This window comes from Polaribacter sp. Hel_I_88, from assembly GCF_000687935.1.
In the GTDB taxonomy this organism is placed as follows: Bacteria; Bacteroidota; Bacteroidia; order Flavobacteriales; family Flavobacteriaceae; genus Polaribacter.
Window position 1 is genome coordinate 1,835,332 of sequence record NZ_JHZZ01000001.1, and the last position, 25,971, is coordinate 1,861,302.

26 protein-coding genes are annotated in these 25,971 nt (G+C 29.6%); 5 read left to right on the plus strand and 21 right to left on the minus strand.

The genetic code is table 11. The features are described 5' to 3' along the window. Positions 1–17: 17 nt before the first annotated feature. From P161_RS0108165 to P161_RS0108200, 8 genes are all read right to left on the minus strand, one after another. A complete protein-coding gene (locus tag P161_RS0108165) occupies positions 18–1,553 on the minus strand; it encodes a YifB family Mg chelatase-like AAA ATPase (protein ID WP_026776524.1) in 1,536 nt (511 codons plus the stop codon). Positions 1,554–1,646: 93 nt separating this feature from the next. Beyond that, a complete protein-coding gene (locus P161_RS0108170) occupies positions 1,647–4,226 on the minus strand; it encodes a phosphoenolpyruvate carboxylase (protein WP_026776525.1) in 2,580 nt (859 codons plus the stop codon). 157 nt (positions 4,227–4,383) lie between these two features. Further along, entirely contained in the window at positions 4,384–4,770 is a 387-nt protein-coding gene (locus P161_RS0108175; protein ID WP_155810445.1) for a hypothetical protein, read from the minus strand. Between the two features lie 52 nt (positions 4,771–4,822). Continuing rightward, positions 4,823–5,344 (minus strand): hypothetical protein, encoded by a 522-nt coding sequence (locus P161_RS0108180; protein WP_026776527.1) that lies wholly within the window; start codon positions 5,342–5,344, stop codon positions 4,823–4,825. Between the two features lie 11 nt (positions 5,345–5,355). Further along, the gene (locus P161_RS0108185) at positions 5,356–6,405 is read right to left on the minus strand and encodes a helix-turn-helix domain-containing protein (protein ID WP_026776528.1); all 1,050 of its coding nucleotides are present in this window, start codon (positions 6,403–6,405) and stop codon (positions 5,356–5,358) included. Between the two features lie 185 nt (positions 6,406–6,590). Beyond that, positions 6,591–8,561, minus strand: coding sequence for a protein-disulfide reductase DsbD (locus P161_RS0108190; RefSeq protein ID WP_026776529.1), 1,971 nt, complete (start codon positions 8,559–8,561; stop codon positions 6,591–6,593). Further along, positions 8,561–9,877, minus strand: coding sequence for a tRNA lysidine(34) synthetase TilS (tilS, locus tag P161_RS0108195; RefSeq protein WP_026776530.1), 1,317 nt, complete (start codon positions 9,875–9,877; stop codon positions 8,561–8,563). The genes P161_RS0108190 and tilS overlap by 1 nt, the downstream gene beginning before the upstream one ends. Before the next feature lie 96 nt (positions 9,878–9,973). After that, positions 9,974–10,789, minus strand: a complete 816-nt coding sequence (locus P161_RS0108200) for an alpha/beta hydrolase (protein ID WP_026776531.1) — start codon at positions 10,787–10,789, stop codon at positions 9,974–9,976. Between the two features lie 75 nt (positions 10,790–10,864). On the opposite strand from P161_RS0108200, the gene P161_RS0108205 reads away from it, so the two are divergent. Continuing rightward, on the plus strand, positions 10,865–11,122 hold the full coding sequence (locus P161_RS0108205) for a hypothetical protein (protein WP_036841346.1): 258 nt from the start codon (positions 10,865–10,867) through the stop codon (positions 11,120–11,122). Positions 11,123–11,146: 24 nt separating this feature from the next. Here P161_RS0108205 and P161_RS0108210 read toward each other — a convergent pair whose 3' ends face one another. From P161_RS0108210 to lpdA, 4 genes are all read right to left on the minus strand, one after another. Then, the gene (locus P161_RS0108210) at positions 11,147–11,602 is read right to left on the minus strand and encodes a type II secretion system protein GspG (protein WP_026776533.1); all 456 of its coding nucleotides are present in this window, start codon (positions 11,600–11,602) and stop codon (positions 11,147–11,149) included. Then, positions 11,595–11,837, minus strand: coding sequence for a hypothetical protein (locus tag P161_RS0108215; RefSeq protein ID WP_026776534.1), 243 nt, complete (start codon positions 11,835–11,837; stop codon positions 11,595–11,597). Before P161_RS0108215 ends, P161_RS0108210 begins: the two co-directional genes overlap by 8 nt. A gap of 32 nt (positions 11,838–11,869) precedes the next feature. After that, a complete protein-coding gene (gene pabB / locus P161_RS0108220; RefSeq protein ID WP_026776535.1) occupies positions 11,870–13,180 on the minus strand; it encodes an aminodeoxychorismate synthase component I in 1,311 nt (436 codons plus the stop codon). 91 nt (positions 13,181–13,271) lie between these two features. Beyond that, positions 13,272–14,672, minus strand: coding sequence for a dihydrolipoyl dehydrogenase (gene lpdA / locus P161_RS0108225; protein WP_026776536.1), 1,401 nt, complete (start codon positions 14,670–14,672; stop codon positions 13,272–13,274). A gap of 106 nt (positions 14,673–14,778) precedes the next feature. Between lpdA and P161_RS0108230 the strand changes: the two genes are divergently transcribed. Both P161_RS0108230 and P161_RS0108235 read left to right on the plus strand, forming a co-directional pair. Then, positions 14,779–15,252, plus strand: a complete 474-nt coding sequence (locus P161_RS0108230; RefSeq protein ID WP_026776537.1) for a heme-binding domain-containing protein — start codon at positions 14,779–14,781, stop codon at positions 15,250–15,252. Beyond that, a complete protein-coding gene (locus P161_RS0108235; RefSeq protein ID WP_026776538.1) occupies positions 15,253–16,488 on the plus strand; it encodes a glycosyltransferase in 1,236 nt (411 codons plus the stop codon). It begins immediately after the preceding gene. 106 nt (positions 16,489–16,594) lie between these two features. Here the strand turns inward: P161_RS0108235 and P161_RS0108240 are convergent, their stop codons facing one another. The 7 genes from P161_RS0108240 to P161_RS0108270 all read right to left on the minus strand — a co-directional run bounded on the left by P161_RS0108240 (position 16,595) and on the right by P161_RS0108270 (position 22,816). Then, positions 16,595–17,818, minus strand: coding sequence for a carboxypeptidase-like regulatory domain-containing protein (locus tag P161_RS0108240; RefSeq protein WP_026776539.1), 1,224 nt, complete (start codon positions 17,816–17,818; stop codon positions 16,595–16,597). 137 nt (positions 17,819–17,955) lie between these two features. Further along, the gene (locus P161_RS0108245; protein WP_026776540.1) at positions 17,956–19,971 is read right to left on the minus strand and encodes a M3 family metallopeptidase; all 2,016 of its coding nucleotides are present in this window, start codon (positions 19,969–19,971) and stop codon (positions 17,956–17,958) included. A gap of 164 nt (positions 19,972–20,135) precedes the next feature. Beyond that, the gene (gene purE / locus P161_RS0108250) at positions 20,136–20,618 is read right to left on the minus strand and encodes a 5-(carboxyamino)imidazole ribonucleotide mutase (RefSeq protein WP_026776541.1); all 483 of its coding nucleotides are present in this window, start codon (positions 20,616–20,618) and stop codon (positions 20,136–20,138) included. Beyond that, on the minus strand, positions 20,615–20,992 hold the full coding sequence (locus P161_RS0108255) for a type II toxin-antitoxin system death-on-curing family toxin (protein ID WP_026776542.1): 378 nt from the start codon (positions 20,990–20,992) through the stop codon (positions 20,615–20,617). Before P161_RS0108255 ends, purE begins: the two co-directional genes overlap by 4 nt. Next, positions 20,989–21,168 carry a hypothetical protein gene (locus P161_RS0108260; RefSeq protein ID WP_026776543.1) on the minus strand — a complete coding sequence of 60 codons (180 nt, stop codon included), beginning with the start codon at positions 21,166–21,168 and terminating at the stop codon, positions 20,989–20,991. The genes P161_RS0108255 and P161_RS0108260 overlap by 4 nt, the downstream gene beginning before the upstream one ends. 20 nt (positions 21,169–21,188) lie before the next feature. Then, entirely contained in the window at positions 21,189–22,346 is a 1,158-nt protein-coding gene (locus tag P161_RS0108265; protein WP_026776544.1) for a 5-(carboxyamino)imidazole ribonucleotide synthase, read from the minus strand. A gap of 53 nt (positions 22,347–22,399) precedes the next feature. Beyond that, positions 22,400–22,816 (minus strand): Rieske 2Fe-2S domain-containing protein, encoded by a 417-nt coding sequence (locus tag P161_RS0108270; RefSeq protein ID WP_026776545.1) that lies wholly within the window; start codon positions 22,814–22,816, stop codon positions 22,400–22,402. A gap of 108 nt (positions 22,817–22,924) precedes the next feature. Between P161_RS0108270 and greA the strand changes: the two genes are divergently transcribed. Continuing rightward, positions 22,925–23,398, plus strand: coding sequence for a transcription elongation factor GreA (gene greA, locus P161_RS0108275; RefSeq protein ID WP_026776546.1), 474 nt, complete (start codon positions 22,925–22,927; stop codon positions 23,396–23,398). A 166-nt stretch (positions 23,399–23,564) separates the two neighbouring features. On the opposite strand, the gene P161_RS18260 is transcribed toward greA, so the two are convergent. Next, positions 23,565–23,774, minus strand: coding sequence for a hypothetical protein (locus P161_RS18260; protein WP_036841350.1), 210 nt, complete (start codon positions 23,772–23,774; stop codon positions 23,565–23,567). On the opposite strand from P161_RS18260, the gene P161_RS0108290 reads away from it, so the two are divergent. Beyond that, positions 23,767–24,156 (plus strand): HIT family protein, encoded by a 390-nt coding sequence (locus tag P161_RS0108290; RefSeq protein ID WP_026776547.1) that lies wholly within the window; start codon positions 23,767–23,769, stop codon positions 24,154–24,156. The two genes, P161_RS18260 and P161_RS0108290, sit on opposite strands and share 8 nt — an antisense overlap. Positions 24,157–24,656: 500 nt before the next feature. Here P161_RS0108290 and P161_RS0108300 read toward each other — a convergent pair whose 3' ends face one another. Further along, positions 24,657–25,814: a HAMP domain-containing sensor histidine kinase gene (locus P161_RS0108300; RefSeq protein WP_026776549.1), complete on the minus strand. Its 1,158-nt coding sequence runs from the start codon at positions 25,812–25,814 to the stop codon at positions 24,657–24,659. Between the last annotated feature and the right edge of the window lie 157 nt (positions 25,815–25,971).

Sequence of the window (25,971 nt, forward strand, 5' to 3'; positions counted from 1 at the left end):
AAAAATAATATATAAGTTTACCCTAACCAACCATCTCTATCTAAACTTCTATATTGAATAGCCTCTGCAATATGATCTGGAGAAATATCAGCAACATCAGCTAAATCTGCGATGGTTCTTGATACTTTTAAAATACGATCGTAAGCTCTTGCAGAAAGGTTTAATTTTTCCATGGCAGTTTTTAAGAGTGATAAACTTTCAGGAGATAATTTACAGAATTTTCTGATTTGTTTTACAGACATTTGAGCATTGTAATGTACATTTTCAAATTCTTCAAAACGTTTGGATTGTATTTCTCTAGAGGCTGTAACACGTTTTCTAATATCTACAGAAGATTCGCCCTTTCTTTCTTCGGATAATTTCTCAAAAGGAACTGGAGTAACTTCAATATGAATATCAATTCTATCTAATAAAGGTCCAGAAATTTTGCTCAAATAACGTTGCATTTCTTGTGGAGAAGAGGTCATTGGACTATTTGGATCATTAAAAAAACCACTTGGACTAGGGTTCATACTAGCAACCAACATAAAAGAACAAGGATAAGTTACTGTGAATTTTGCTCTAGAAATGGTAACATCTCTGTCTTCTAAAGGTTGTCTCATTACCTCTAAAACTTCTCGTTTAAATTCTGGTAATTCATCTAAGAACAAAACGCCATTATGTGATAAAGAAATTTCTCCTGGTCTTGGATATTGGCCTCCACCAACCAAAGCAACATTGCTAATTGTATGATGTGGACTTCTAAAAGGACGTTGATATAAAAGTCCATTATTTTTAGTTTTACCAACCACAGAATGAATTTTGGTAGTTTCTAAAGCTTCGTGCAAGGTCATTGGAGGTAAAATACTTGGCAATCTTTTGGCTAACATTGTTTTTCCAGAACCTGGAGGCCCAATGAGAATAATATTATGACCACCAGCTGCTGCAATTTCCATGCAACGTTTTATAGATTCTTGTCCTTTTACATCCGAAAAATCGAATTCAGGGAAATCTATATTTTTGTAAAACTCGGCTCTTGTATCTACAATTGTGGGTTCTATTTTTTGATTTCCATCAAAATGATTGATGACTTCTAAAATATTTTCTACACCTAAAACTTCTAAATTATCAACAATTGCGGCTTCTTTTGCATTTTCTTTTGGCAGAATAAAATACTTAAAACCCTCTTCTCTTGCTTTTATAGCCATTGGCAAAACACCTCTTATAGGTTGCAGACTTCCATCTAAAGAAAGTTCGCCCATAATAATATATTCGTGAATGTTTTCTGATTGAATTTGATTGGAAGCTGCTAAAATTCCCATTGCTAAAGATAAATCATAGGAAGCACCTTCTTTTCTAATATCTGCAGGAGCCATGTTGATGATGATTTTTTTACCAGGAAGTTTGTAAGCATTATTATTTAAGGCAGCAGAAATTCTGTACGAACTTTCACTTACAGCTTTGTCTGGCAAACCCACCAAATGATACCCAATTCCTTTATCTATATTCACTTCAATGGTAATTGTGGTGGCTTCAATACCAAAAACTGCAGAACCGTAAACTTTAACAAGCATTTTCTTTTTTGATAAAAATAGATAAAATTAAACCAACAAAAAAATGCAACCTAAATTAAGATTGCATTTTATGTTTTTTAAAGTGATAAAATATTAAGCAGAATTTCTACTCGCATTAATATTTCCAAATAAAGAACGCATTACCATTTTTTCAAAGATTTCAATTTCAGCTTCATTTCCTGCTGTTTTTTGTAACTCCTGAATTTTCTTCAACGCAAATTGCTGAATCGTTAACAATGGCAACACAATACTTTCTCTAATTTCTATGGATGCTTTTCCAACTGGATGATTTTCCATCAATTCTGTATGCCCTGCTAATTTTAATAATAAACGTTTTGTGGTTTTATATTCTTCATAAATTAAAGTCCAAAATTCTCCGAAAACTTCGTCATCAGCCATATAAGCAGTTAAACCGAAAAACGATTTTGTTAAACTCATCATACTATTTTCTAGCAATGTTTTTAAGAAATCAGATGCGTTATAAAACTCAACTATTTCGTCAAATCTGTTGGCATCTTCGTACTTTTTTAATGCAGTTCCTACTCCATAAAAACCAGGAACGTTTTGTTTTAATTGACTCCAACTTCCTACAAAAGGAATGGCTCTTAATGCAGAAAAATCTAACGTGTCTGAATTTGAACGTTTACTTGGTCTACTACCAATGTTTGTTTTTGCATAATATTTTAAGGTACTCATTTGCTCTAAATAAGGTAAAAACTGCGGATGATTTTTAAAATCAACATAGGTTTTATAACTTGTTTTTGCTAAATCATCAATAATAGTTCTATGAGCATCATTCAATTGATCTTTCGTAAAAACCTCATTTTTAATACCTGAACTTATCAATTGTTCTAAATTGAATTGAGAAGAATTTAATGTTCCAAAATTAGAACTAATGGTTTGTCCTTGAATGGTTAACTGAATTTCTTTATCTTCAATTGTTGGACCTAAAGAAGCGTAAAATTGATGCGTTTTTCCTCCTCCTCTTGCAGGTGGTCCTCCTCGTCCGTCAAAGAAAATAACTTCAATGTCAAATTCTCTAGAGATTTTTGTTAAGGCTTCTTTGGCTTTAAAAATTCCCCAATTTGCCATTAAATAACCACCATCTTTTGTTCCATCAGAAAACCCTAACATAATCGTTTGTTTGTTTTTTCTTTTCGATAAATGGTATCTGTATGTTTTATTGGTGTATAAAATGCGCATTACATCACTTGCATTTTCTAAATCGTCAACCGTTTCAAAAAGAGGAATAACATCAACTGGTAATTCGTTTTCAAAACCACATAAATTTAGCATTGCAAAAGTTTGCATTACATTTAAAGCAGATTGGTTGTTGCTAATAATATATCTGTTGGCACCTCTTTCCCCATTTCTTTGCTGAATAGTTTTTAAGGCGTAAATAGATTCTATCGTTTTTACAGACATTTCATCTGTTAAAACTTCAGGGTCTATAGTTCCTTTAATTTCTGCTAAAACTTTTATTTGATCATCTTCTGATAATTGATGATAATTTTCAGGAAAAGTAGCATCTCCAGAAGCTAATAAATCGTCTACAATTTGCGTAAATGCTTTGTGATGCACTCTACTATCTTGGCGAATATCTAAGGTTGCAAAGTGAAAACCGAAGATTCTTACCTTGTTTATAAAGTCGTTTAATTCTTCTATAAATAAAGAATTATGCTTTTCGATTATAATTTCTCTAGCTGCATATAATTCTTCTAACAATATTTTTTGAGAGAAATTTACTTTAGAATAACTTCTAATAACGTGCTTGTATAAACGTTTTTCAATTTTGCTTAAAATTTCGTGAACGCCATCAAAAGTGAAACGTCTTTTTAAACGTCTTACATCTCTATAATAATTTCTTAAAATAGATTGACGCAATCTTTCTGCAACATCTAACGTAATTTGTGTGGTTACAAATGGGTTTCCATCTCTATCTCCTCCAGGCCAAAAACCAAGATCTATAATTTCATTATCAATAGGATGTCCATCATATACATTATGCTGAATATAGTTGTAAATTTTTGGCACAGAATGATAAAAAACATTCTCTAAATACCAAATTAAACTAATAGCTTCATCATAAGGAGTTGGTTTTGTCTTCTTGTAAAAAGGCGTTTTCCCTAATTGAGCCAACAACTTTTTTATCAATAATAAATCGTCATTTTGAATGGCTTTATCCAAATCTGTGATAATTCCTAAAACAGAGCCAGGATAAAATTGCGTTGGGTGTGCAGTTAAAACAACACGAACTTTAAAATCTTCTAAATGTTTTTTAAGTTCCTCTTTTTTATCATTTAAAATGGCAATTTCTTTAGAGTTTCTTAGCGTTCCAATTCCATCCATATTATTTACAATAGGAAACGCAGCATCTTCAATAGCATCAAACAACACTACTTGACGTTCTATATATTGTATAAATTGAAAAAGTAAATCGGTCTTGTTTTTTCCTTCTGATGAGTCTTGATATTTGGTAAAAAATTCTTCTACAATTTCTGTAGGATTTTTTCCTTCTTCAAATCCTTTTTCACAAATTTTATGAAAAAGTGGTAATAAAACACCTGTATTGTCAATCGTATCAAAAGGGAGTGTAATAAATATGCTGTTATAAATTTGATATTTAGACAACACATTGTCATTAAATCTTGTTAATTCTGGTAATGCAGACATATTTTTAAATTTTATAGTGTGAAATTACAAAAAACCAAAAATAAAGCAGCTAGGTTTATACGAATAATCAGGTAAAAAATTACGAAATCGATATAAATTTGTGATGTTTTTTTACAAATGTTTAATATCTAATAAAAAGTATTGAAATTGTTATTTTTTATTCTGTTGGTTGTACAGAAAGAGGGCTTGGACACCACAAATTCCAACGAGTTGGATCGTTTTCTAATAGAAAACCTTTCAGTAAATTTTCGTCTCTATAAGCAATGTAATCATCATAAATAAAAGCAGTTGGTGTTTTTCCGAAATTTCGAAGTCTTAAAGAGTATGGATTTGCATCTGAATCATTCAAATCCAAATAAGCAAAATTAAAGTTATTTAGTTTCAATTTTTTATTGATGTCAGAAAAGTCGTTTTTTGAATTTAATAAATTAGAAAAGGTATAAATACTTACGGGTTTTTTTAAGGTTGGTGTAGTTGTATTTTGAGCAAAAATGGATAAATTGATTAAAAGAAAAATAGAAAAATAAATATTTTTTAGTTTCATGGTTTTATGTTTTTTTTCGTTCAATTTATAAATGTAATTTATTTAGAAAAATCTATTTGTTACCCAACATTTTTTTATCCTCCCAATGTTCAATCCTTTTGTCTATTTCTTTTTTAGGAAGTCTATTATTTAATTGAAATAGTTGTTTTATTTTTTCTATTGCAATCGGAAATTCAACCAAACTTTCCTTTACTAATTCATCAAAAACATAAATAATACCTCTTACTTCAATTCCTTGTTTACTAACTTGTTTTCTTAGTTTTCCATCCCCAGTCAGTAAAGTTCCTGATAATTTTTTGCTATAATACCAAACAGAACAATCTTCAAAACTCAAACCACTTGAAGACTCTAATAATTCAGATATGTTTTGAAAATCTATAGTTTCCTCTGTTTCAATTATTTTCAAATAACCATTTTTATATAACACTGAAACTGGACTTTTTTGTTCTTCATTTAACTCTTCATAAACAAAATCGGTTGTATATAAATCAAAAGGTAGTTTTGAGAAAACATCTAATAAGTCAAGCTTTGCTAAATCAATTAAAATATTGGCATCATTTATAACAATCTTCATTAGAGCAGAACTTAGATTAAAGCATAATTTTCTTTAACGAATTCTATATTTTTTCCTAATAAAGAAGAAGCCTTACTAATAGATATATTTTCTTGAGCTAATGCTCTATAAACAAGACGTTCGTAACGATTTGAATTTTCAGGGGTTTCAAATCTTGAATAATTTACTTCTTTTTTAAGACTAGGATTAAAATTTATCTTTATATAAAATTGTTTTTGACGCTCTTTTGATAATATTTTAGCATCAACTAATCTATATACAATTGCAGGAACACTAATTCCATATTTTTTTTGAGTAGAGATTAATTCAGTCAAAGTTATACCCTTTCTTTTTCCTCCAAATTCATTAATAATAATGTTTTTAGGTAAAAGAAATTCTGATGCAAATTTATTGCAATAATTTTCCTCTTCATTTATTTCACAATCGGGAAGATTTAATAATAAATGACCTAATTCGTGCAACAAAGTAAATCTTTTCCTTTCAACAGGGAAATTACCATTAACAACAATTACAGGATATTTGTCATTTACATAAGTTGCTAGTCCATCAAATTTTTCATCAGTATCGTAAAGTTCAATAACTTTAATTTCTTTATCTTCTAAAAGTTGTATAATGTTATGAATTGGGTCAGTACCAATATTCCATTCAGTCCTTAGTTTTAATACTGCGTTTTCGATATCATTAATATTATTGATGCTAATATCTTTTATAATATTTTTAAATGAATAATCTATAGATAAAGTATCTTCAACCCATAAATAATTTTCAAGTTTGATTTTTATTTGTTCTTTTAGAGAATTCTGTTTTTTCATTGAAAAACTAGATTTTTTTCTAAAATTAACCTCTCCAATATCTACCTTAAATGAATTAAAAAAATAATCAATTTTTAAACCAAAAAGGCGAGATAGTTTTAATAATTTTGAGCTTGAAGGCATAGAAATACCTTTCTCATATTTGCTCACCATTTGTTTTGAAATTTGTAATTCATCTGCAATATCTTGTTGCGACAAACCTTTTAATTTCCTAGCATTTTTTATTCTATAAGCTACTATTTTTTCCATCTTGATTTAATAAAGTTGACAAATTTACATAAATATAATCAAAAGTCAACTAAGAATCAAATTTTGAGCGATTTTTTATGTTGGGTAAGTCCTTAAAATAGTAACTTTTAAAACACATATCTCATAAATTTAACTTTATATGTTACTCTCTTATTAGAAGTATAATTTCTACATCAAAAATTATGCTACTTTTTATTTTCAAAATTTTGCAAACCTTTTTGTAGCCAAGCATAATAGGTGTCTCTATCTGTATATTGTTGTTCAGTATTTAAAACTTCCAAATCTGGACTTAACAAAACATAATAAGGTTGAGATGTGTTTTTAAAATTAATCACTTGAAAAGTTGACCATTTATCTCCTACTGTTTCAATTTTTTTAATTTTTCCATTGTCTTTTAAAAAATCAAATTGCTCATCTTTTGGCAATTCTTTTTCATTGTCATCAACATATAAAGAAATTAAAATATAATCGTTTTTTAATGTTTGATAAATATCTAGTTCGCTCCAAACATTTTCTTCCATTTTTCGGCAATTCACACAAGCCCAGCCTGTAAAATCTAACAAAATTGGTTTGTTAACTTCCTTGGCTTTTGCCAAACCTTCTTCAAAATCTTTGTAGCAATCTAAACCTAAAGGACAATCGCTTTCTTGCTCATAAATACTGTAAAACTGAGGAGGAGGAAAGCCACTTAACAACCCTAAATTCCAAGTTGGGTTTTTTAGAACTCCAGGAATCATATAAATAACAAATGAAACAACTAAAACTCCGAAAGAAATTCTTGAAAACGATAATTTTTTAACAGGCGAATCGTGAGGAAATTTAATTTTAGCGAATACATATAAAGCCAAACCTATAAAAATTACAATCCAAATTCCCATGAAAATCTCACGTTTTAGAAAATCCCAATGGGCAACTAAATCTGCATTTGACAAGAATTTAAATGCCAACGCCAATTCTAAAAAACCTAAAACTACTTTAACTGTATTTAACCAACCTCCAGATTTTGGTAAAGAATTTAACCAATTTGGGAACAAAGCAAACAATGCAAAAGGCAAAGCCAAAGCCAAACCAAAACCAGACATTCCAGCCGTTAATTGTGTTGCGCCACCATCTGAAGTTAAAGAACCAGCCAATAAAGAACCTAAAATGGGTCCTGTACATGAAAAGGAAACAATTGCTAAGGTTAATGCCATAAAAAAGATGCCAATAATTCCGCCAACTGATGAAGCATCATCCATTTTATTTCCCCAAGAACTAGGTAAGGTTATTTCAAAAAATCCAAAAAATGAGAACGCAAAAACAACTAAAACCACAAAAAAGAAAATATTTAACCAAACATTGGTGGAGATTGTGTTTAAAATTTCAGGATCTAAATTATCTAAAAAGTGAAAAGGTAAACTCAATAAAATGTAGATAAGAACAATAAAAAATCCATACAAAATTGCATTGAAAATCCCCTTCTTTTTGTTTTTAGATTGTTTGGTAAAAAATGAGACTGTTAAAGGAATCATTGGGAAAACACAAGGAGTTAATAGTGCTAATAAGCCACCAACAAAACCAAGAATAAAGATGCTTAATAAACCTCCTGAAGTTTCTGAATTAGAATCTGAACCATTTTTTAAAAGGGCTACATTTTTTAAATCTAACTGTAATTGTTGTTTTAATTTTGCACTTTTTTCATCAATAGAAGTGTTTAAAGCAATTTCTTTTCCTGAAAGGGAAAGGGTAAAGTTTTCATCGAAATTTATACAAGCAGTTTCACAAACTTGCCCAAAAAAATTCAGCTTAATTTGCGTTATTTCTTTGTTGGTTAATTGTATTCTTTGAGTGATCGTTGCTTTGTCTTTAAAAACAATTTCTTCAACTTCCCAAACATCAGAATATTTTTTAAAGGTGTCTTTTTCATCAGCTTTGCCAACTAATTTATAACCAGTTTCATTTTCTGGAATAGAAATTTTTAACGGAATAGATGCATCATCTGGATTATCTTGTGAGTACAAATACCAACCTTTGTAAAGTGTTGCATTAAAAATAACATCATATTCAGTTTCTGATATTTTTTTTACAGAAGTTTCTATTTTTATTGGGGCATCTTCAGTTTGTGCGTTCAAAAATAAAGTGAACAAAAAGATAAAAAGTGTGAGGAATTTCTTCATTATAAAGTTGTAATTTTTAAGGTGCTTTTGGTTGATGGTTTTATTGAAAAACGCCTGTCTTGTCTATGGTTTATCACCCAAATAATTTCGTTATTTGCATTGCAAAGTAGCCAAGTATTTTCTTTTTCTAAAAGCGAAAATTTAGCATCTTTAAAAAATTTACTCAACTTTTTTTTGCCTTGCATTTTAGAGGGATAAAGATAGTCTCCATTTTGCCATTTTCTAATAAGTAAAGGGTACTTTAACAAATCTTTATCAACGTAAATAGTTTGCTTGTTTTCTGTTGATTTTTCTTGAGTTTGTTCAAAAGTTAATTGAACTGGGTTTGTTATTTTTGATTGATTTTCTTGAATTAGAGATTTCTCGACTACGTTTGAAATGACATTTGTTTTTTTAGTCAACATTAAAAAGTCTCTATCTTTTAACAAACGATGTGTTTCAGAAAAAACTTGTTTACCAGATTGTGCAGAAAGTAAATCGTAAACATCATTCCATTCTGTAAAACCAAACTTTTTTAGAAGCTGATATAAATACGCTTTCGAGTTTGAAAGTTGCTGTATTTTATCAATATTTATTTTTGTGATAGCATTTTTTGTTTCCATTATTTCTGATGAAACCTTATCAATACTATCTGTAAGAATTTGCTGACTTTCTTGTAAATTCTCTAGTGTTTTTTCAAATGATGACAATAAACTTGGGTTGACCTCTTTTAAAATAGGTACTACTTGATGTCTTATTTTATTTCTGGTGTATTTTGTAGAGGCATTACTTGCATCTTCTCTCCAGCTAATGTTATTTTCTTTGGCATATTTTAGAATTTCTTCTCTAGAAAAAGGCAAAAGCGGACGCACAATATTTCCGTTGATTTTTGGGATTCCAGTAAAACCCTCCAATCCAGTTCCTCTTGTTAAATTGATGAGAAAAGTTTCTAAATTATCATCTGCATGATGAGCTGTTATAATAAAGTCGAAATGATGTTTTTCAGCTAATTCTTGAAACCAAGAATAACGTAATTCTCTTGCTGCAATTTGTGTGGAAAGTTTATTTTCTTTTGAATATTTTTGGGTATCAAATGATTTTATAAAAATCTGATTAGACGTTTTTTGTGATAAATTATTTACAAATTCTGCATCTAAATCGCTTTCTTTTCCTCGTAAATTAAAATTGCAATGTGCCAAAGAAATATCAAAATGTAAAGTGGCTAATTGTTGATATAAAACAACAGAATCTAAGCCACCAGAAATGGCAATTAATAGTTTTTTATCCTTTAAAAAAGGAAAATTTTGGTTGATATGAGCTGTGAATTTCTGTATCATTTTAATCTTCAAAAATACGAAATTTTAAAATGATTATAGAACTTTAAAAAACCACAAAGGTTTTTAAAATTTTTGTGGTTTGTAGTTATTTTAAAGTTATGAATTCAACCAATCAACTATATCTTGCAACATTTCTTCTTTGCATAAATCGTTGTGCAATTCGTGAAAACCATTTTCATATAATTTTAAAGTGGCATTTTTTGAATTGTTTGCAAATTTTTCGGTCCCTTTATAATCAATGATACTGTCAGCAGTTCCATGTAATAAAAACATAGGAGTTTTCAGTTTATTGGCATTTTCGATTGCCCATTCTCCAGTTTCAATAAACTTAATCGAGTAATTTGGACTAATTTTAGCGTGAATTAAAGGATCATTCATATATTTTTTAACTTCTTTTTTATCTCTAGAAATTGCATTTATATCCAACTCATTTCCCATTGTTAAAGATGGAACGATGTTTTGAAGCATTTTACCTACAAACAATTTTATAGCTGGCGGTTTAAAAGCCAATTTTAAAAATGGACTTGTGGCTATAATTCCTTTTAAATGGTGTTCTTTTCTGATGCTATAATTTACAACAGCATTACCACCCATAGAATGTCCGTATAAAAAAACGGGTTTGTTTGGAAACAAATCTTTTGCTTTTTCTATCACTTTAGTAATGCTTTCTAAAACAGCTTCAAAATTTGGATTATGACCACGTTTTCCTTCGGTTTTACCATGTCCAAAATGATCAAAAGTAACCACAGAAAAATTGTTCTCTGTCAATTTTTTTGCTACATGTTTGTAACGACTAGAATGTTCGCCCATTCCATGAGCCAAAACTACGACTGCTTTTGTGTTTTCTGCTTCCCAATATTGACCGTAAAATTTAGTCTTATAAAAGTTGAATTTAAATTCTTTATGTGTCATAAATAAATATTTACACAAAAATAGAGAATTATTATTCGTAAGTTATACGTATATTTATCGTAAATAATACATAAAATGATTCAAAATAAAAAAAGAAAAGAAGTTACTTTAGATGCTAATATCATAGAATTACTAGAGCTGCAAGCAAAAAGGGAAGGTAGAAAGCTGAAAAATTTTATGGAATATGTTTTGTGTGAAAAGGCAAATGATTTTCAGCTAACAGAGGATTATAAAAAAATGATGGACAAAACTTTAGATGATTTTGATAAAGGAAATATTAAATTTAAGGATTGGGATGCTGTGAAAAAAGAAATGTATAAGAATGATGTTTAAAATATAATCTTATTAATAAGATTTTTAATTAGTTATATTAATATCATCAGAAGTACTTAAAACACCATCCTTTCCGAGTGAAATTAGTTTGTAATTTAAGGAATCTTTTGAGATAGTGTAGCTAAAATTGTTTTTCCAACCATCTAAAGTGATGTTTTTACGCAATGGATTTTTTCTAATAATTGTTTTTAATTCCTTTGGATAAAAGCCAAACTGCTTTTTCTCTGCTTCTAATAATAATTTTATTTCAATAATTTTATCTAAAGTCGAAGCAAAATTTTGATTTCGAATATTGTTTAATCTTAAAATGAAAATAGGAATTGAGATTATAAGTATTACAATCCCAATTTTATTCATAGGACTTATCATTCTTTTTTTTGTCAAGTTGTTTTCTTTCTCGAACTTTCTTCTTTTTCTAACTTTAAACCAATGTTTAATATCTGAATAAAGCTCTATAACATCATCAATTAAACTATGCACTTTTATTGTTTTTCAACCAAACTCTAAGTTCCTTTCTCAAAGATTGCTCAGGTTTTGGCAAAGGAATTGTATTTCCGAATTTCTTACTTCTATTAAATTTAGAGAATGTGATTTTTAGTTGTTTCCATTCTTCAGGATACAATTCTAAAAATTTATTGAACATTGATTGTTCTGTTTGTTTCTCTTTCAATTTATCAAAAATAAGTTTGAATTTTTCTTCTTTTTCTAAGCTCATCTGGTTAATATTTTAAGATTTTTTTGATTTGTTTATTCAGAATTCAACAAAACAAATTTCATTGCTTTTGCTTTCAGTAAACATTCTTCATATTCTTTTTCGGGAATTGATTTTGCTGTAATAGCACCACCAACAGAATACGAAATATACTTTTTTTCATCGTTATAAAGTATACTTCTAATGACAACATTAAAATCGAAATCGCCATTTGGTGTAAAATACCCCACAGTTCCAGAATACAATCCACGTTTTGTTTCTTCTAAATTTTCAATGATTTTCATCGCAGAAACTTTTGGAGCGCCAGTCATACTTCCCATTGGGAAAGTACTTTGTAAAACATCAATTGGATGCGTTTTATCATCAATTTCAGAAACCACAGTCGATATCATTTGATGCACTTGTTTAAAAGAATACACCTTGCACAATTCCTCCACTTTTACAGAACCCATTTTTGCGGTTTTTGATAAATCGTTTCTTACCAAATCTACAATCATCACATTTTCAGAACGTTCTTTGATATCTCTTTCTAAATCAGATGCAATTTTGGCATCATCAATTTTACTAATTAAACGTTTTGCAGTGCCTTTTATAGGTTGAGAAATAATCTTATTTCCTTCTTTTTTAAGATATCTTTCTGGAGATGCACTCAACAAATATTGATGCTCCATTTTTAGAAAAGTAGCAAATGGAGGCGTAGAAATTTCATTTAAATGATTGTACACTTTCAACGGATTTATGGTTGAATTTTCTGCATAAAATTCCTGACAAAAATTAGCTTCATAAATATCGCCTCTTTTAATGTGTTCTAAGACTTTGTTCACTTTAGAGTGATATTCGTCTTTATGAATTCGGAGTTTTATTTTGAAGTTATTTTTCGAATTCACTTCGACAAGCTCAATGTGACAATCAATTTTATTAATTTCCTCAAAATCTACATCAATTTCATTATCTACCATTTTTAAATACTGAAATTCAACGGTATTATCTTTGATAAAAAACAACTTTTGAGGCTGAAAAAAGTACAAATCTGCAAAATCTAAGCCATCAAAATTATGAGATGAAAGTCGTTCTACATCATTCTTTACATCATAAGAAATATAACCAAAAATATAGTCTTTTGTAATAGTTTGATATTCTTTTAGCTTCTCAAAAGCATTAAAATAATCTGTTTTTATAGATGTGAATTCTTCAACAGCTAAACAACCATCAAAACTAGAATATTGCTGTTTGTAATTGTTAGAATCCAACCACAAAACTGTTTCAAATTGTTGTGCCCAAAGTAAAATTTGCGCTTTGAATTTAGCTATATTATCAACAGTAAAAGTTTTTGTAGTTCTTTGCATATTTTCTGTAAAAATACTTGAAAGTTTTAGAAATAAAAAAGACCTCACAGGTTTTAGAAACCTGTGAGGTCTGTAATACTATAAATTTATTTTAAGCATTTAATGGTTTTCCATCCCAAGCAGCTTTTGCAGCTTCTTTTACAGCCTCAGAATACGTTGGGTGACCATGACAAATTCTTGCTAAATCTTCTGCACTTGCTCTATATTCCATAGCAACAGCAGCTTCCATAATTAAATCTGCAACTCTTGCACCAACCATATGAACTCCTAAAATTTCATCTGTTTTTTTATCAGCTAAAACCTTTACAAAACCATCAATATCTCCACTTGCTCTAGATCTTCCTAAAGCACGCATCGAAAATTTACCAGCTTTATAGTCTATTTTTGCCTCTTTTAATTCTTCCTCAGTTTTACCAACTGCAGCAGCTTCTGGCCACGTATAAACAATGCCAGGAATTAAATTATAATTGATATGTGGTTTTTCGCCAGCAATATATTCTGCAACTACAACACCTTCTTCTTCAGCTTTATGAGCTAACATTGCACCTTTTACAACATCGCCAATGGCATAAATATTTTTTACGTTGGTTTGTAAATGATCGTTGATGGTAACTTGACCACGTTCATTAACTTCCACACCAACTTTTTCTAATCCTAAACCTTTTGTATATGCTTTTCTTCCTACAGAAACCAGGCAATAATCACCAGAAAATTCAATTTCTCTATCTTTTTTATCAGTTGCTTTTACAACAATAGTATCTCCATTTCTTTCAACAGAACTCACTTTATGACTTGTTGCAAATTTAACGCCTTGTTTTTTGAATACTTTCTGTAATTCTTTAGAAACATCAGCATCCATTCCAGGAACAATCTTGTCCATATATTCAATTACAGTAACTTCTGCTCCCAAACGTGCGTAAACAGAACCTAATTCTAAACCAATAACTCCACCACCAATTACAATTAAATGTTTTGGAACTTCTTTTAATTTTAAAGCTTCTGTAGAGGTTATAATTCTGTCTTTATCAATATTGATAAAAGGCAAATTGGCAGGTTTTGATCCAGTTGCGATGATGATATCTTTTCCTTCAATAACTTCTGATGAACCATCATTTTTAGATATTTGTACATGCGTTGCATCTTCAAAAGAACCTAAACCTTCAAAAACATCAATGTTATTTTTGTCCATTAAATATTTAATTCCACCAGTGGTAGTTTCTACAACATTGGCTTTTCTTGCAACCATTTTTGTAAAATCGAAAGATGGTTTTTCAACAGAAATTCCATGTTCTTCAAAATGATTTACAGCATCGTAAAAATGATGCGAAGAATCTAATAAAGCTTTAGACGGAATACAACCAACATTTAAACAGGTTCCTCCTAAAGTGCTGTATTTTTCAATAATCGCAACTTTTTTTCCTAATTGTGATGCTCTAATTGCAGCAATATATCCTCCAGGACCAGAACCAATAACAATAATATCGTATTTCATGTGATGTTTTTTAATTGACATTTAAACAACAAAAATAAGGATATTTTTAGAGAATACTATTCAAATTATGTAGATTTACATTTTGATAATTTATAAATTTTATCTCATGAAAGTTTTAAAGAATACAGGAATAGTTTTATTGATAATTTTAGTGATTGCTCAGTTTTTTGGACCTGAAAAAAACGATGGTAATATCGATACTGTAAATGCATTTATTGCAGAAACGAATCCACCAGAAAATGTTTTGAATGTTATGAAAACTAGTTGTTTTGATTGCCATTCTGCAAAAACAAATTACCCTTGGTATAACTCAATTACACCCGTTAATTATTGGTTGGATGAGCATGTTAAAGATGGAAAAAAGCATCTAGATTTTTCTAAATGGAGTGAATACTCTTTGAAAAAGAAAGAACACAAAATGGATGAATTGCATGAAGAAGTAGAAAAAGGAGAAATGCCTTTAAATTCTTATACTTGGACACATGATGAAGCAAATTTAACGCAAGAACAAGTGGATGCTATTGTAACTTGGGGTAAAAAAGTACAAGCTGATTATAAGCAACAATTGAGCGCAGAATAATTGAAACAACATGTTTTAATAATTGGAACAGTTTGGGTAGAACCCAATTCGTCTGCTGCTGGCAGTAGGATGTTGCAATTAATTGAACTGTTTTTAAATGAAAATTATAAGGTAACTTTTGCTTCTACTTCTCAAAAATCTGAAAAAGCTGCAAACCTAACTTCTTTACATGTAGATGAAGTTATTATTGAATTAAATGCATCTACTTTTGATGATTTTATCATCAACTTACAACCCACAATGGTTCTTTTTGATCGATTTATGACAGAAGAACAATTTGGTTGGCGAGTTGCAGAAAATTGCCCAAATGCACTAAGAATTTTAGATACTGAAGATTTACATTTTTTACGAAAAGTCCGTCATCAACAACTCAAAAAAGGAGAGGAATTTACCAACGAGGCTTTATTAAAATCTGAGGATACAAAAAGAGAAATTGCCTCAGTTTTAAGATGCGATTTGTCTTTAATCATCTCAACGTATGAAATGGATTTGCTAAAATCTGTTTTTAAGATTGATGAAAAAATCCTGTATTATCTTCCTTTTCTTTTAAATAAGATTGATGAATATCAATCTGAAAAATGGAAAACTTTTGAAGAAAGAAAGCATTTTGTTTTTATTGGTAACTTTTTCCATAAACCAAATGTAGATGCTGTTATCACTCTTAAAAAAGAGATTTGGAGTGAAATTAGAGAATATCTTCCAGAAGCAGAAATGCACATTTATGGTGCTTATGTAAATCAGCAAATACAAGAATTACACAATAAAAAAGAAGGTTTTATTATAAAAGGATTTGCAGAACACTCAAAAGAAGTCATAGAAAATGCAAAAGTTCTTTTAGCACCTTTAAGTTTTGGGGCAGGTATAAAAGGCAAATTAACAGAAGCCATGATTTGTGGAACGCCAAGTGTTACAACATCAATTGGAGCAGAAGGAATGCACAATAATTTACCTTGGAATGGTTTTATAGAAAATGATTTTCATCAATTTTCAAAAAAAGCAATAGAATTATATTCTGATAAAAGTATCTGGAAAAATGCTCAAGAAAACGGAATTGAAATCATCAATAACATCTACGATAAAGAAAAATTAAGTCCACTTTTTATCCATAGAGTATTAGAAATTCAAAAGAATTTAGAAAACCATAGAACTCAAAATTTTTTTGGAAGTATGTTGCAACATCAAACGTTACAAGCTACAAAGTTTATGAGTAAATGGATTGAAGAGAAGAATAAGTAGGCAGTTTTTCAGGCTTCAGTTGGGAGTAATCAGCAGTTTTTTTAGTTTTCAGTTGCAGTTTTCAGTCATCAGCAGAACTTTAGTAACTTGCTGACTACAAATTGATTTACTGAGAGCTGTCAACTGGACTATAATCTAAAGGCAAAGCATTTGCGAATTTTTTATAGGACCAATAGCCCTCATAATAAACATCTAAAGGATTTACTAAAAGACCATTCCTGTCGATTACAGATGGTTTTTTTAACGGAATTACAGAAGATGATTGTGGATAAGCTTCTCTCATTTTACTAAAAACACTTCTCTTAATGTAGCCTATTTCTTCTTTTTCTTTTGTGTAAACTACTAAAATATTATACTCTATATTTAGATAATTTCTCATATTTTTCTTTGAAAAAATATCAGTAATAGGAGCTTTACTTTTATAAATATTGTCTTTATATTTTGGTAATTTTACTTTTTTAAGTAAAACTCTTGCTGAATCCAAAGCATTTTTAGGTACTGTTATTTTTTCTGTAAAATTTATTGTAGGTAAAGATAACCTTACCAATTCTCTAGCTTTTTTTATTTCTGCTTCACTTGGTCTTTCTGGGTTAGGAACTCTTTTAAAAAGATGTATTAAAAAGCCATCTTTGTAGGTTGTTCCTTTTAGTAGTGATTGATAAAAATGAACGTAAGAGCCATTATAAGTTTTCAATCTATTTGCTAGCCAGCGTTTTTGCTTCCTTTTATTCCCTTTTAATTCTTGATATCTTGAGTATCCTAAATAACTTACATAATTTTTATTTCTTTCAAAGTGTTCTAATTCATAAATAATTGAATATCCTAAACCTTTATGATATATTTCTATTGGTTTTCTGGCATAAGCAGTTAAAATATTTTCTAATGCATTATATTCAAAATGTAAAACTTCAGGATTTTTAATTTCACAATCTTTTGAAAGTTCTGATTTGCCAATAAATTCTTTCTTAAATTCAGCAAGGTTATACTTCCATTCATCATCATATACCGTTTTTTTTATGATAATTTCATCTAACATTTCATCATCTTCTACTAAAGCAAAAACCAATGGTTTTAAATAATTGGCTGTGTTTAAGGCGTAATTAATTTTTTTGAATCCTAAATAAGACACAATTAAGTCATATTGCCCAGGTTTTACAGAAATTGAAAATTCACCATTTTCATCTGTAGTAGTTCCTAACATTGTATTGTTTAAATACACAGCAACATTTTCTAAAGGGCCATTTTGTTGAAAAACAGTTCCTTTAATTTCTATTTGCGAAAAGGACGAAACAGTAGAAAAAACCAAAAAAATAAAAAATAATTTCCTCATTGTATATTTATATAACGAATAAAGAAGAATTTTATAACAATTTCTGGTGATTAATATTTAGTCGTTAAAAAGTCTTCAGTTGGCAGTGGCAGTTTCCAGTTCTCTGTTGACTGCAAACTGCGACTGCAAACTGAATACTAAACCAATCCAGCTCTTTTTAAAAGTGCATCTGGTTTTGGTTCTTTTCCTCTAAAACGTTTGTATAATTCCATTGGCTTTTCTGTACCACCTTTCGATAAAATATTTTCCTTGAATTTTGTAGCAACTTCTTTACTGAAAATCCCTTTTTCTAAGAAATATTCAAAAGCATCTGCGTCTAAAACTTCTGCCCATTTGTAAGAATAATAGCCAGCAGCGTAGCCACCTTGAAAGATATGTGAAAACGAGGTACTCATTGCATTATCTAAGACATCTGGATATAGTTTTGTATCCCCAAAAGCAATGTTTTCAAACTCTTTTATACTTTTTATTGCTGATGGATTTTCAGAATGCCATTTCATATCTAACAATCCAAAACTTAACTGACGTAACGTTTGCATGCCTTCATGAAAACTTGCAGATTCTTTAATTTTCTCAACATATTTCATTGGGATGATTTCGCCAGTTTCATAATGTTTTGCAAACAACTTTAAGGCCTCTTTTTCATAACACCAGTTTTCTAAAACTTGACTTGGTAATTCAACAAAATCCCAAGAAACAGAGGTTCCAGATAAACTATTGTAAGTGGTATTTGCTAGCATACCATGTAAAGCGTGCCCAAATTCATGAAACAAGGTTGTAACTTCATTAAAAGTCAATAAAGATGGTTTGGTTGCTGTTGGTTTTGTGAAATTACAAACAATAGAAACGTGAGGTCTTTCATTCACGCCATTTTTTATATATTGAGATTTGTAACTTGTCATCCAAGCACCATTTCTTTTTCCTTTTCTAGGATGATAATCAGCATAAAAAACAGAAATAAAGTTGCCTTTATTATCAGTAACATTGTATGTTTTTACATCTTCATGATATTTATCGATGTTAAAAACTTCTTTAAAATTCAAATCATACAAACGATTTGCAATCTCAAAAACGCCATCAATTACATTTTCTAACTTAAAATATGGTTTTAAAATTTCTTGATCTAAATCAAATAATTCTTTCTTCAGTTTTTCTGAATAATAAGCACCATCCCATTTTTGCAGCTGATCAATTCCGTCTAAATTTTTAGCGAATTTCTCTAAATTTTCAAATTCTTTTTTAGCTGCAGGTTTTGCTTTGGTTAATAAATTATTAGAAAAATCGATTACTTTTTCTGGTGAAATAGCCATTCTTTCTTCCAAAACAAAATGAGCGTGTGTTTTATATCCTAATAAATTTGCTCTTTGTTGACGAAGGTTTACAATCTCTAAAACAATTTTTTCGTTGTTAAACTTGTTGTCTTGGAACGCTTTTTTACCAGCAGCAATTGCCATTTCTTTTCGCAATTCTCGGTTATCAGCATAGGTTAAAAACGGAATGTAGCTTGGGTATTGTAAGGTAAAAATATACCCTTCTTTATCTTGTTCTTTTGCTTGTTGACTTGCAGCTTCTTTAACAGATTCTGGCAAACCAGCAACATCTTCTTCATTCGTTAAATGCATTTCAAAAGCATTGGTTTCTGCCAATACATTTTCGCCAAATTGTAAGGATAATTTAGAAAGTTTCGCATCAATTTCACGAAGTTTTGTTTTATCAGCATCGTTTAAATTGGCACCATTTCTTGCAAAACCTTTGTATTGTTTATCTAACAAAGTTTTTTGTTCTGGAGTTAAATCTAAATTTTCTTTATCATCAAAAACCGATTTTACTCTTTTAAAAAGTTCCTCATTTAAAGTGATGTCATTGCTAAACTCACTTAACCAAGGAGAAACTTCCTGTGCAATTTTCTGAATTTCATCATTCGTTTCTGCCGAATTTAAATTGAAGAAAATACTCGTAATTCTACTTAATTTATCGCCAGAAAAGTCTAAAGCAACTGTGGTGTTTTCAAAAGTTGGAGCATCAGTATTTTGTACAATTGCATCAATTTCTGCTTTTGCAATTTCTATACTTTTTTTAATGGCTGGTTTATAGTGTTTGGTTTCTATTTTAGAAAACGGAGCTGTATTAAAATCTTGTAAAAGTGGATTCATGTTTTGTATTCAAGGTTTAATATTTAAAATTCAAGATTAAATTTTGAATCTTAAATAATAATTTTTTAAATTTTAATTAAATATGACATAAATTCACAAATAAATAGAGGTGAATTTATGTCATAAAAATAAGAATAAGTAGTTGATTAACTTTGAATTTTGAACTAAGAATTTTGAATTCTTTTCGCTGCTTTTTCAACTTTTAATTTCAAACCTACTTTATAGGTAATTATTTTATCTAACACACATTTATCTGAAGTTCCGATAATTTGTGCTGCTAAAATTCCTGCGTTTTTTGCACCATCTAAAGCCACAGTTGCAACAGGAACGCCTCCAGGCATTTGTAGGATTGATAAAACAGAATCCCAACCATCAATAGAATTTCTGCTTTTTACAGGAACTCCAATTACAGGCAAAGGACTCATACTTGCTACCATTCCTGGTAAATGTGCTGCACCTCCAGCACCTGCAATAATTACTTTTATGCCACGTAAATGAGCATTTTTAGAATATTCTACTAATTTTTCTGGAGTTCTGTGAGCAGATACAATATCAACTTCTATAGCAATATCAAAACTCTCTAAAATATCAATTGCTTCTTGCATTATTGGAAGATCTGAATCGCTTCCCATTATTATTCCTATCATGATTTAATCAGTTTTTTTAGAAGCCATTTTTTAATTTCTGGAAATTTTAAATTTCCTTTTGATGCTTCAATTACAAAATTATAAGTCTCTTCTTTTGTTGAGTTTAATTGCAGTCCTTCTTCAATTAATAGCATTTTCATCATTGCATATGCAACTCGCTTATTCCCATCAATAAAAGGATGATTTATAATAATACTTTCAAAAATTGCAGCAGATTTTTCTACAACTGTTGGATATAAGTCTTTAACATCAAAAGTTTGGAAAGGTCTATTTATTGCAGATAATAATAAAGATTCATCTCTTAATCCAGATGATCCACCAGATTCTTTAACCACTAATCTGTTTATTTCAACAGCAAGTTCTTTAGAAATCATTTCGCTAAATCCTCGAATAAAGATTTTTCATCTTTTAAAATCTGCTTAACAATATTTAGTCTGCTTTTATCTGAAGAAGATGTTTTTTTAAAATACAAATAAGCATCATTTAATTTTTCATCAGATAAATTATCAATTATTCTTTTAAGAGAATTCTTTTTTTCTAAAATATTCATAATTTTAAATTTACTAAATTTTATTTACTTATCACTCTAATCATTTCCTTAACCTTCTGCGCAATTGCTCTAGCTTTATCAATATCAGCATTTACAATAGTTACATGACCCATTTTTCTAAAAGGTCGTGTTTCTTTCTTGCCATAAATGTGAGGCGTAACTCCATCAATCTTTAAAATTTCTTCGATATTTTCGTAAATTACATCACCAGAAAAATTTTCCTCACCAACAAGATTTACCATTATTCCTGCAACTTTACTAGCTGTATTTCCCAAAGGTAGATTTAAAATTGAGCGTAAATGTTGTTCAAATTGATTGGTATAACTCGCTTCAATTGAATAATGACCAGAATTATGTGGTCTTGGAGCAACTTCGTTTACCAAAATTTTATCATCCGAAGTTTGAAACATTTCAACTGCCAACAAGCCAACAAAATCTAATTTACTAACTACATTTAGTGCAACTTCTCTTGCTTTTTCTGCGACTTTAAAATCGATTCTAGCTGGGCAAATAACATATTCTACTTGGTTGGCTTCTGGATGAAATTCCATTTCCACAACAGGGTATGTTTTTGTTTCTCCAGCTGCATTTCTTGCAACAATTACAGCCAATTCGTTTTTAAACGGAATTAATTTTTCTGTAATACATTCTACTTTTGGCAAGCTTTGTAAATCTGCAACGTTTCTTACAATTTTAACACCATTTCCATCATAACCAAATCGTGCAGCTTTCCAAACAAAAGGAAACTCGATAATATCATTTTCGTAAGAATGTATTAATTCTTGTAAATAGGCATAATGAGAAAATTCTGCTGTTGGGATTTGGTGATCAACATAAAAGTTTTTCTGCCTTGCTTTACTTTGAATAATGCGTAAATCTTTCGGTTTTGGGTAAATGGCTAAACCTTCATCTTCTAACTGATCTAGGGCGTCTAAATTTACGTTTTCAATTTCGATGGTTAATACATCAACTGATTTACCAAAATTGTAAACAGCATCAAAGTCTAACAAATCTCCAACCACAAAAGTGTTGCAAATTGCTGCACAGGGTGCATTTTTATTTCCATCTAAAATCGAAGTGTGAATATCGAATTTTTGAGTTTCTGCCAAAAGCATTCTACCTAATTGACCACCTCCTAAAATACCTAATTTAAAATCTGAAGAAAAATAGTTTTTCACGTTTATTGTTGTTGTGTTTCAGCAAAAATAAGCATCTAAAAAGTAAGAAGCTATTAAAAATTACTGATTCGAATTCTACTTCCGTTTTTTGTAACTCTATACTCAATGGCTGGACACTCAAAACCATCCGTTTGTGGAGCTCCACCAAAATCTACACTATAACTACTTTCATGACAAGAACAAGTTAAAACTCTGTTTTCAAAAGTCATTGCAGCAGCACATTCATTTTTTGGGCATAATTTATCGAAAGCAACAAAATCGGTTCCGTTTGTGTTAAATAATAAAATGCCTTTAATACCACCAGGAAGTTCTGCAAAACCTCCAGGAGTTTGTGCATTTATCAAACTTGGGTTGTTTAAATCTGTAGTAATACTTAAATTAGGTGATCTTAAACAGTTTGTTAAGTTTGTAGTATCAGAGCAATTTATAAACATTGTAATACCAACTAAAAGCAATATTTTTTTATACATATTCAATGTGTGTTTTTATAAAAACGATTGCAAGTTACAAATATTTTGTACATTTGTTATCAAATCTCATTCCTGTGAAGGCAATGGGATTTTTTAAATTAAATAACTATGAGTGAAGTATCTTATTATTCAGAAGAAGGATTAAAGAAGTTGAAAGACGAATTGTTGCAATTGGAGCAAGTTGAGCGTCCAAGAGTAACGCAAGAAATTGCAGATGCAAGAGATAAAGGCGATTTGAGTGAAAACGCAGAATATCATGCAGCAAAAGAGGAGCAATCTCATTTAGAATTTAAAATTGCAAAGCTTAAAAATGTGGTTGCAAATGCGCGTATTTTAGATGAAAGTCAGTTAGATACGTCTAAAATATTAATACATTCCAACGTAAAAATTAAAAATACTACAAACGGAATGGAATTTAGCTACAGATTGGTGGCAGATTCTGAAACCGATGTTAGAAACGGAAAACTATCTGTAAACTCGCCAATTGGTAAAGGTTTATTAGGTAAAAAAGTTGGTGATATTGCAGAAATTAAAGTACCAAATGGAATTATGAAATTCGAGATTGTAGAGATTTCGAGATAATTTTATTTGAAGCTATTTCCTGCTTTCCACTATATCTTTTTGCTGAGTTCTCGATACAAATTTGCAAAAAAAAAAGCAAATTCACTCGAACTAAGCAAAAAGGATGTCGTTCCAATCAGGGCTAAACTTGTTTGCAAACTTTCTCAATTAACTAATTTAGAAAGTACTATTTTAAAGAAACTATTATAATTCGGGTTTTGGCTTTGCTAAAACCCGAATTCTTTTTTATATTTAACCAATAACCAATAACCAATAACCAATAACCAATAACCAATAACCAATAACCAATAACCAATAACCAATAACCAATAACCAATAACCAATAACCAATAACCAATAACCAATAACCAATAACTAATAACCAAAAAATGAGCATATTCACAAAAATAATTACAGGCGAAATTCCAAGTTATAAAGTTGCAGAAAACGAAGATTTTATTGCGTTTTTAGACATCAACCCAAATGCAAAAGGACACACTTTAGTAGTGCCAAAAAAAGAAGAAAACAAAATTTTCGATTTATCTGAAGAAGCCTATATTAATTTAATGCAGTTTTCTTACAGAGTTGCAAAAGCGTTAGAAAAAGCTGTTTCTTGTAAAAGAATAGGAATGAGTGTAATTGGTTTAGAAGTACCACATGTGCATGTTCATTTAGTGCCAACAAATGTGATGAGTGATATGCAGTTTACTCACAAAGTAAATTTAAGTAGCGAAGAATTTGTTGCTTTAGCTGAAAAGATTTCTAAAGAGTTTGAGTAAATCTCATGATTTGAAAGAATTATTAAAAGATTTTTTTAGAGGCTTATTTTATGTATTAGATGAATATACAATTATCACAGGTATCATATTTCTATTTCTATCTGGATATTTAATTATAAAGGTTTTACCAAAAGCATATAATGCAAATATGCAAAAAAAAAGTTTATATAGATATTGGAATACTTTAGGAATTGTATTTGTGTTAACATTTTTAAGTTCGTCAATACTCTTCATTCAAATTTATAGAATATTTAAAATGCTTTTTTTTCCATAGTTTTTGTCATTTCGACCTTTCGTCTTCGCTCAAGATAAACTTTAGGAGAAATCACATAACAGTGAAAACATAAAGTTGTTTTTTTATTAGTTTTTTGCATCTAAAAATTCAGTAATTTTTCAATTATTCCAACAGTTTGTAAAAAATTCTAGCCCTGATTGGAACGACATCTTTTTTTATTTTTCATAAAAAAGATATAGTGGAAAGCAGGAAAAAGCTCCAAAAACTAAACCTTATCCAACAAAATCTGAAAAGTTGTTCCTTTGTCAATTTCTGACTTTTTAACGAAGATTTTTCCATTATGATAATCTTCTACAATTCGTTTTGAAAGCGATAAACCTAATCCCCAACCACGTTTTTTGGTGGTAAAACCAGGTTTAAATATTTGTTTAAATAATTTTTTAGGCATTCCTTTTCCTGTATCAGTAAGCGTAATTTTTATTTTCTTTTGTTCGCTTTCAATTTGTAGGTTTAAATTTCCTTTTCCTAACATAGCATCAATACCATTTTTAATGAGATTTTCAATTACCCAACCAAATAATTCCGCGTTTAAATTTGTGTACAGTTCTTTGTCAGTAGCCGAAAATGAAAATGAAATTTGTTTAGAGCTTCTAGATTCTAAATAATCGAAAGCTTGTTGTGTAATGGTTACAATATTTTGCTTTTTGAGTTCGGGTTTTGAGCCAATTTTAGAAAAACGGTTGGCAATGGTGTTTAACCTGTGAACATCTTTTTCAATTTCATGAATATAAGTTTCATCAACTTTTTCCATTTTTAAAATGGCAATCCAACCTAATAAAGATGATAAAGGTGTGCCTATTTGATGCGCAGTTTCTTTAGCCATTCCTGTCCAAAGTTTGTTTGTTTCTGCAGCTTTGTTTGAGCTGTAGAACAAGTAAATAACCGCTAAAAACAACACTAAAATTAGTAATAAAGCTAAAGGATAATAGGTAAGTTTGTCTAATAAAGCTGAATCTCTGTAATAAATATAGTCTGTTTTGCCTAAATAATCTACTTCAATAGGTTTGTTTTGATTCTTCATTATTGCTAATTGTTCAGCCAAATATGTAGAATCGTTTTCTTTTTTAGGATCTAGATTGTTTGAGCCTTTTATAGCTCCATCAGCATCTACCAAAATAAATGGAATATCTTTAGTTCTGCTGATAATATTTAAAGGAAGCCCAGAGATATTTTTATCTAAATCTGCCAAATTATCGGTTCTAAGCTCTTTAATGGCTTCACCATGAATCTCCATTTTTGCTCTTTCTGCCTGTTTAAATTTTTGAAAGAAAGTATAGGTATTCCAAAGAATTAAAGTAACAATTACAAGAGAAACCAGAATTGTAATTCGTTTGAATACTAAAGTGTTTGAGAAAATTTTCATTAAAAACAAATATAAAGATTTCTTGTATATAACTCATTTCAAGTTTTGATAGTATCTTTGTTGCAACAAAAATTATTAGTCATTTCTCTTATTTTTGATATTTAACATAAATGAGTTTGTATTAAAAACTTCTCGATACAATTTTCTCATAAAATCG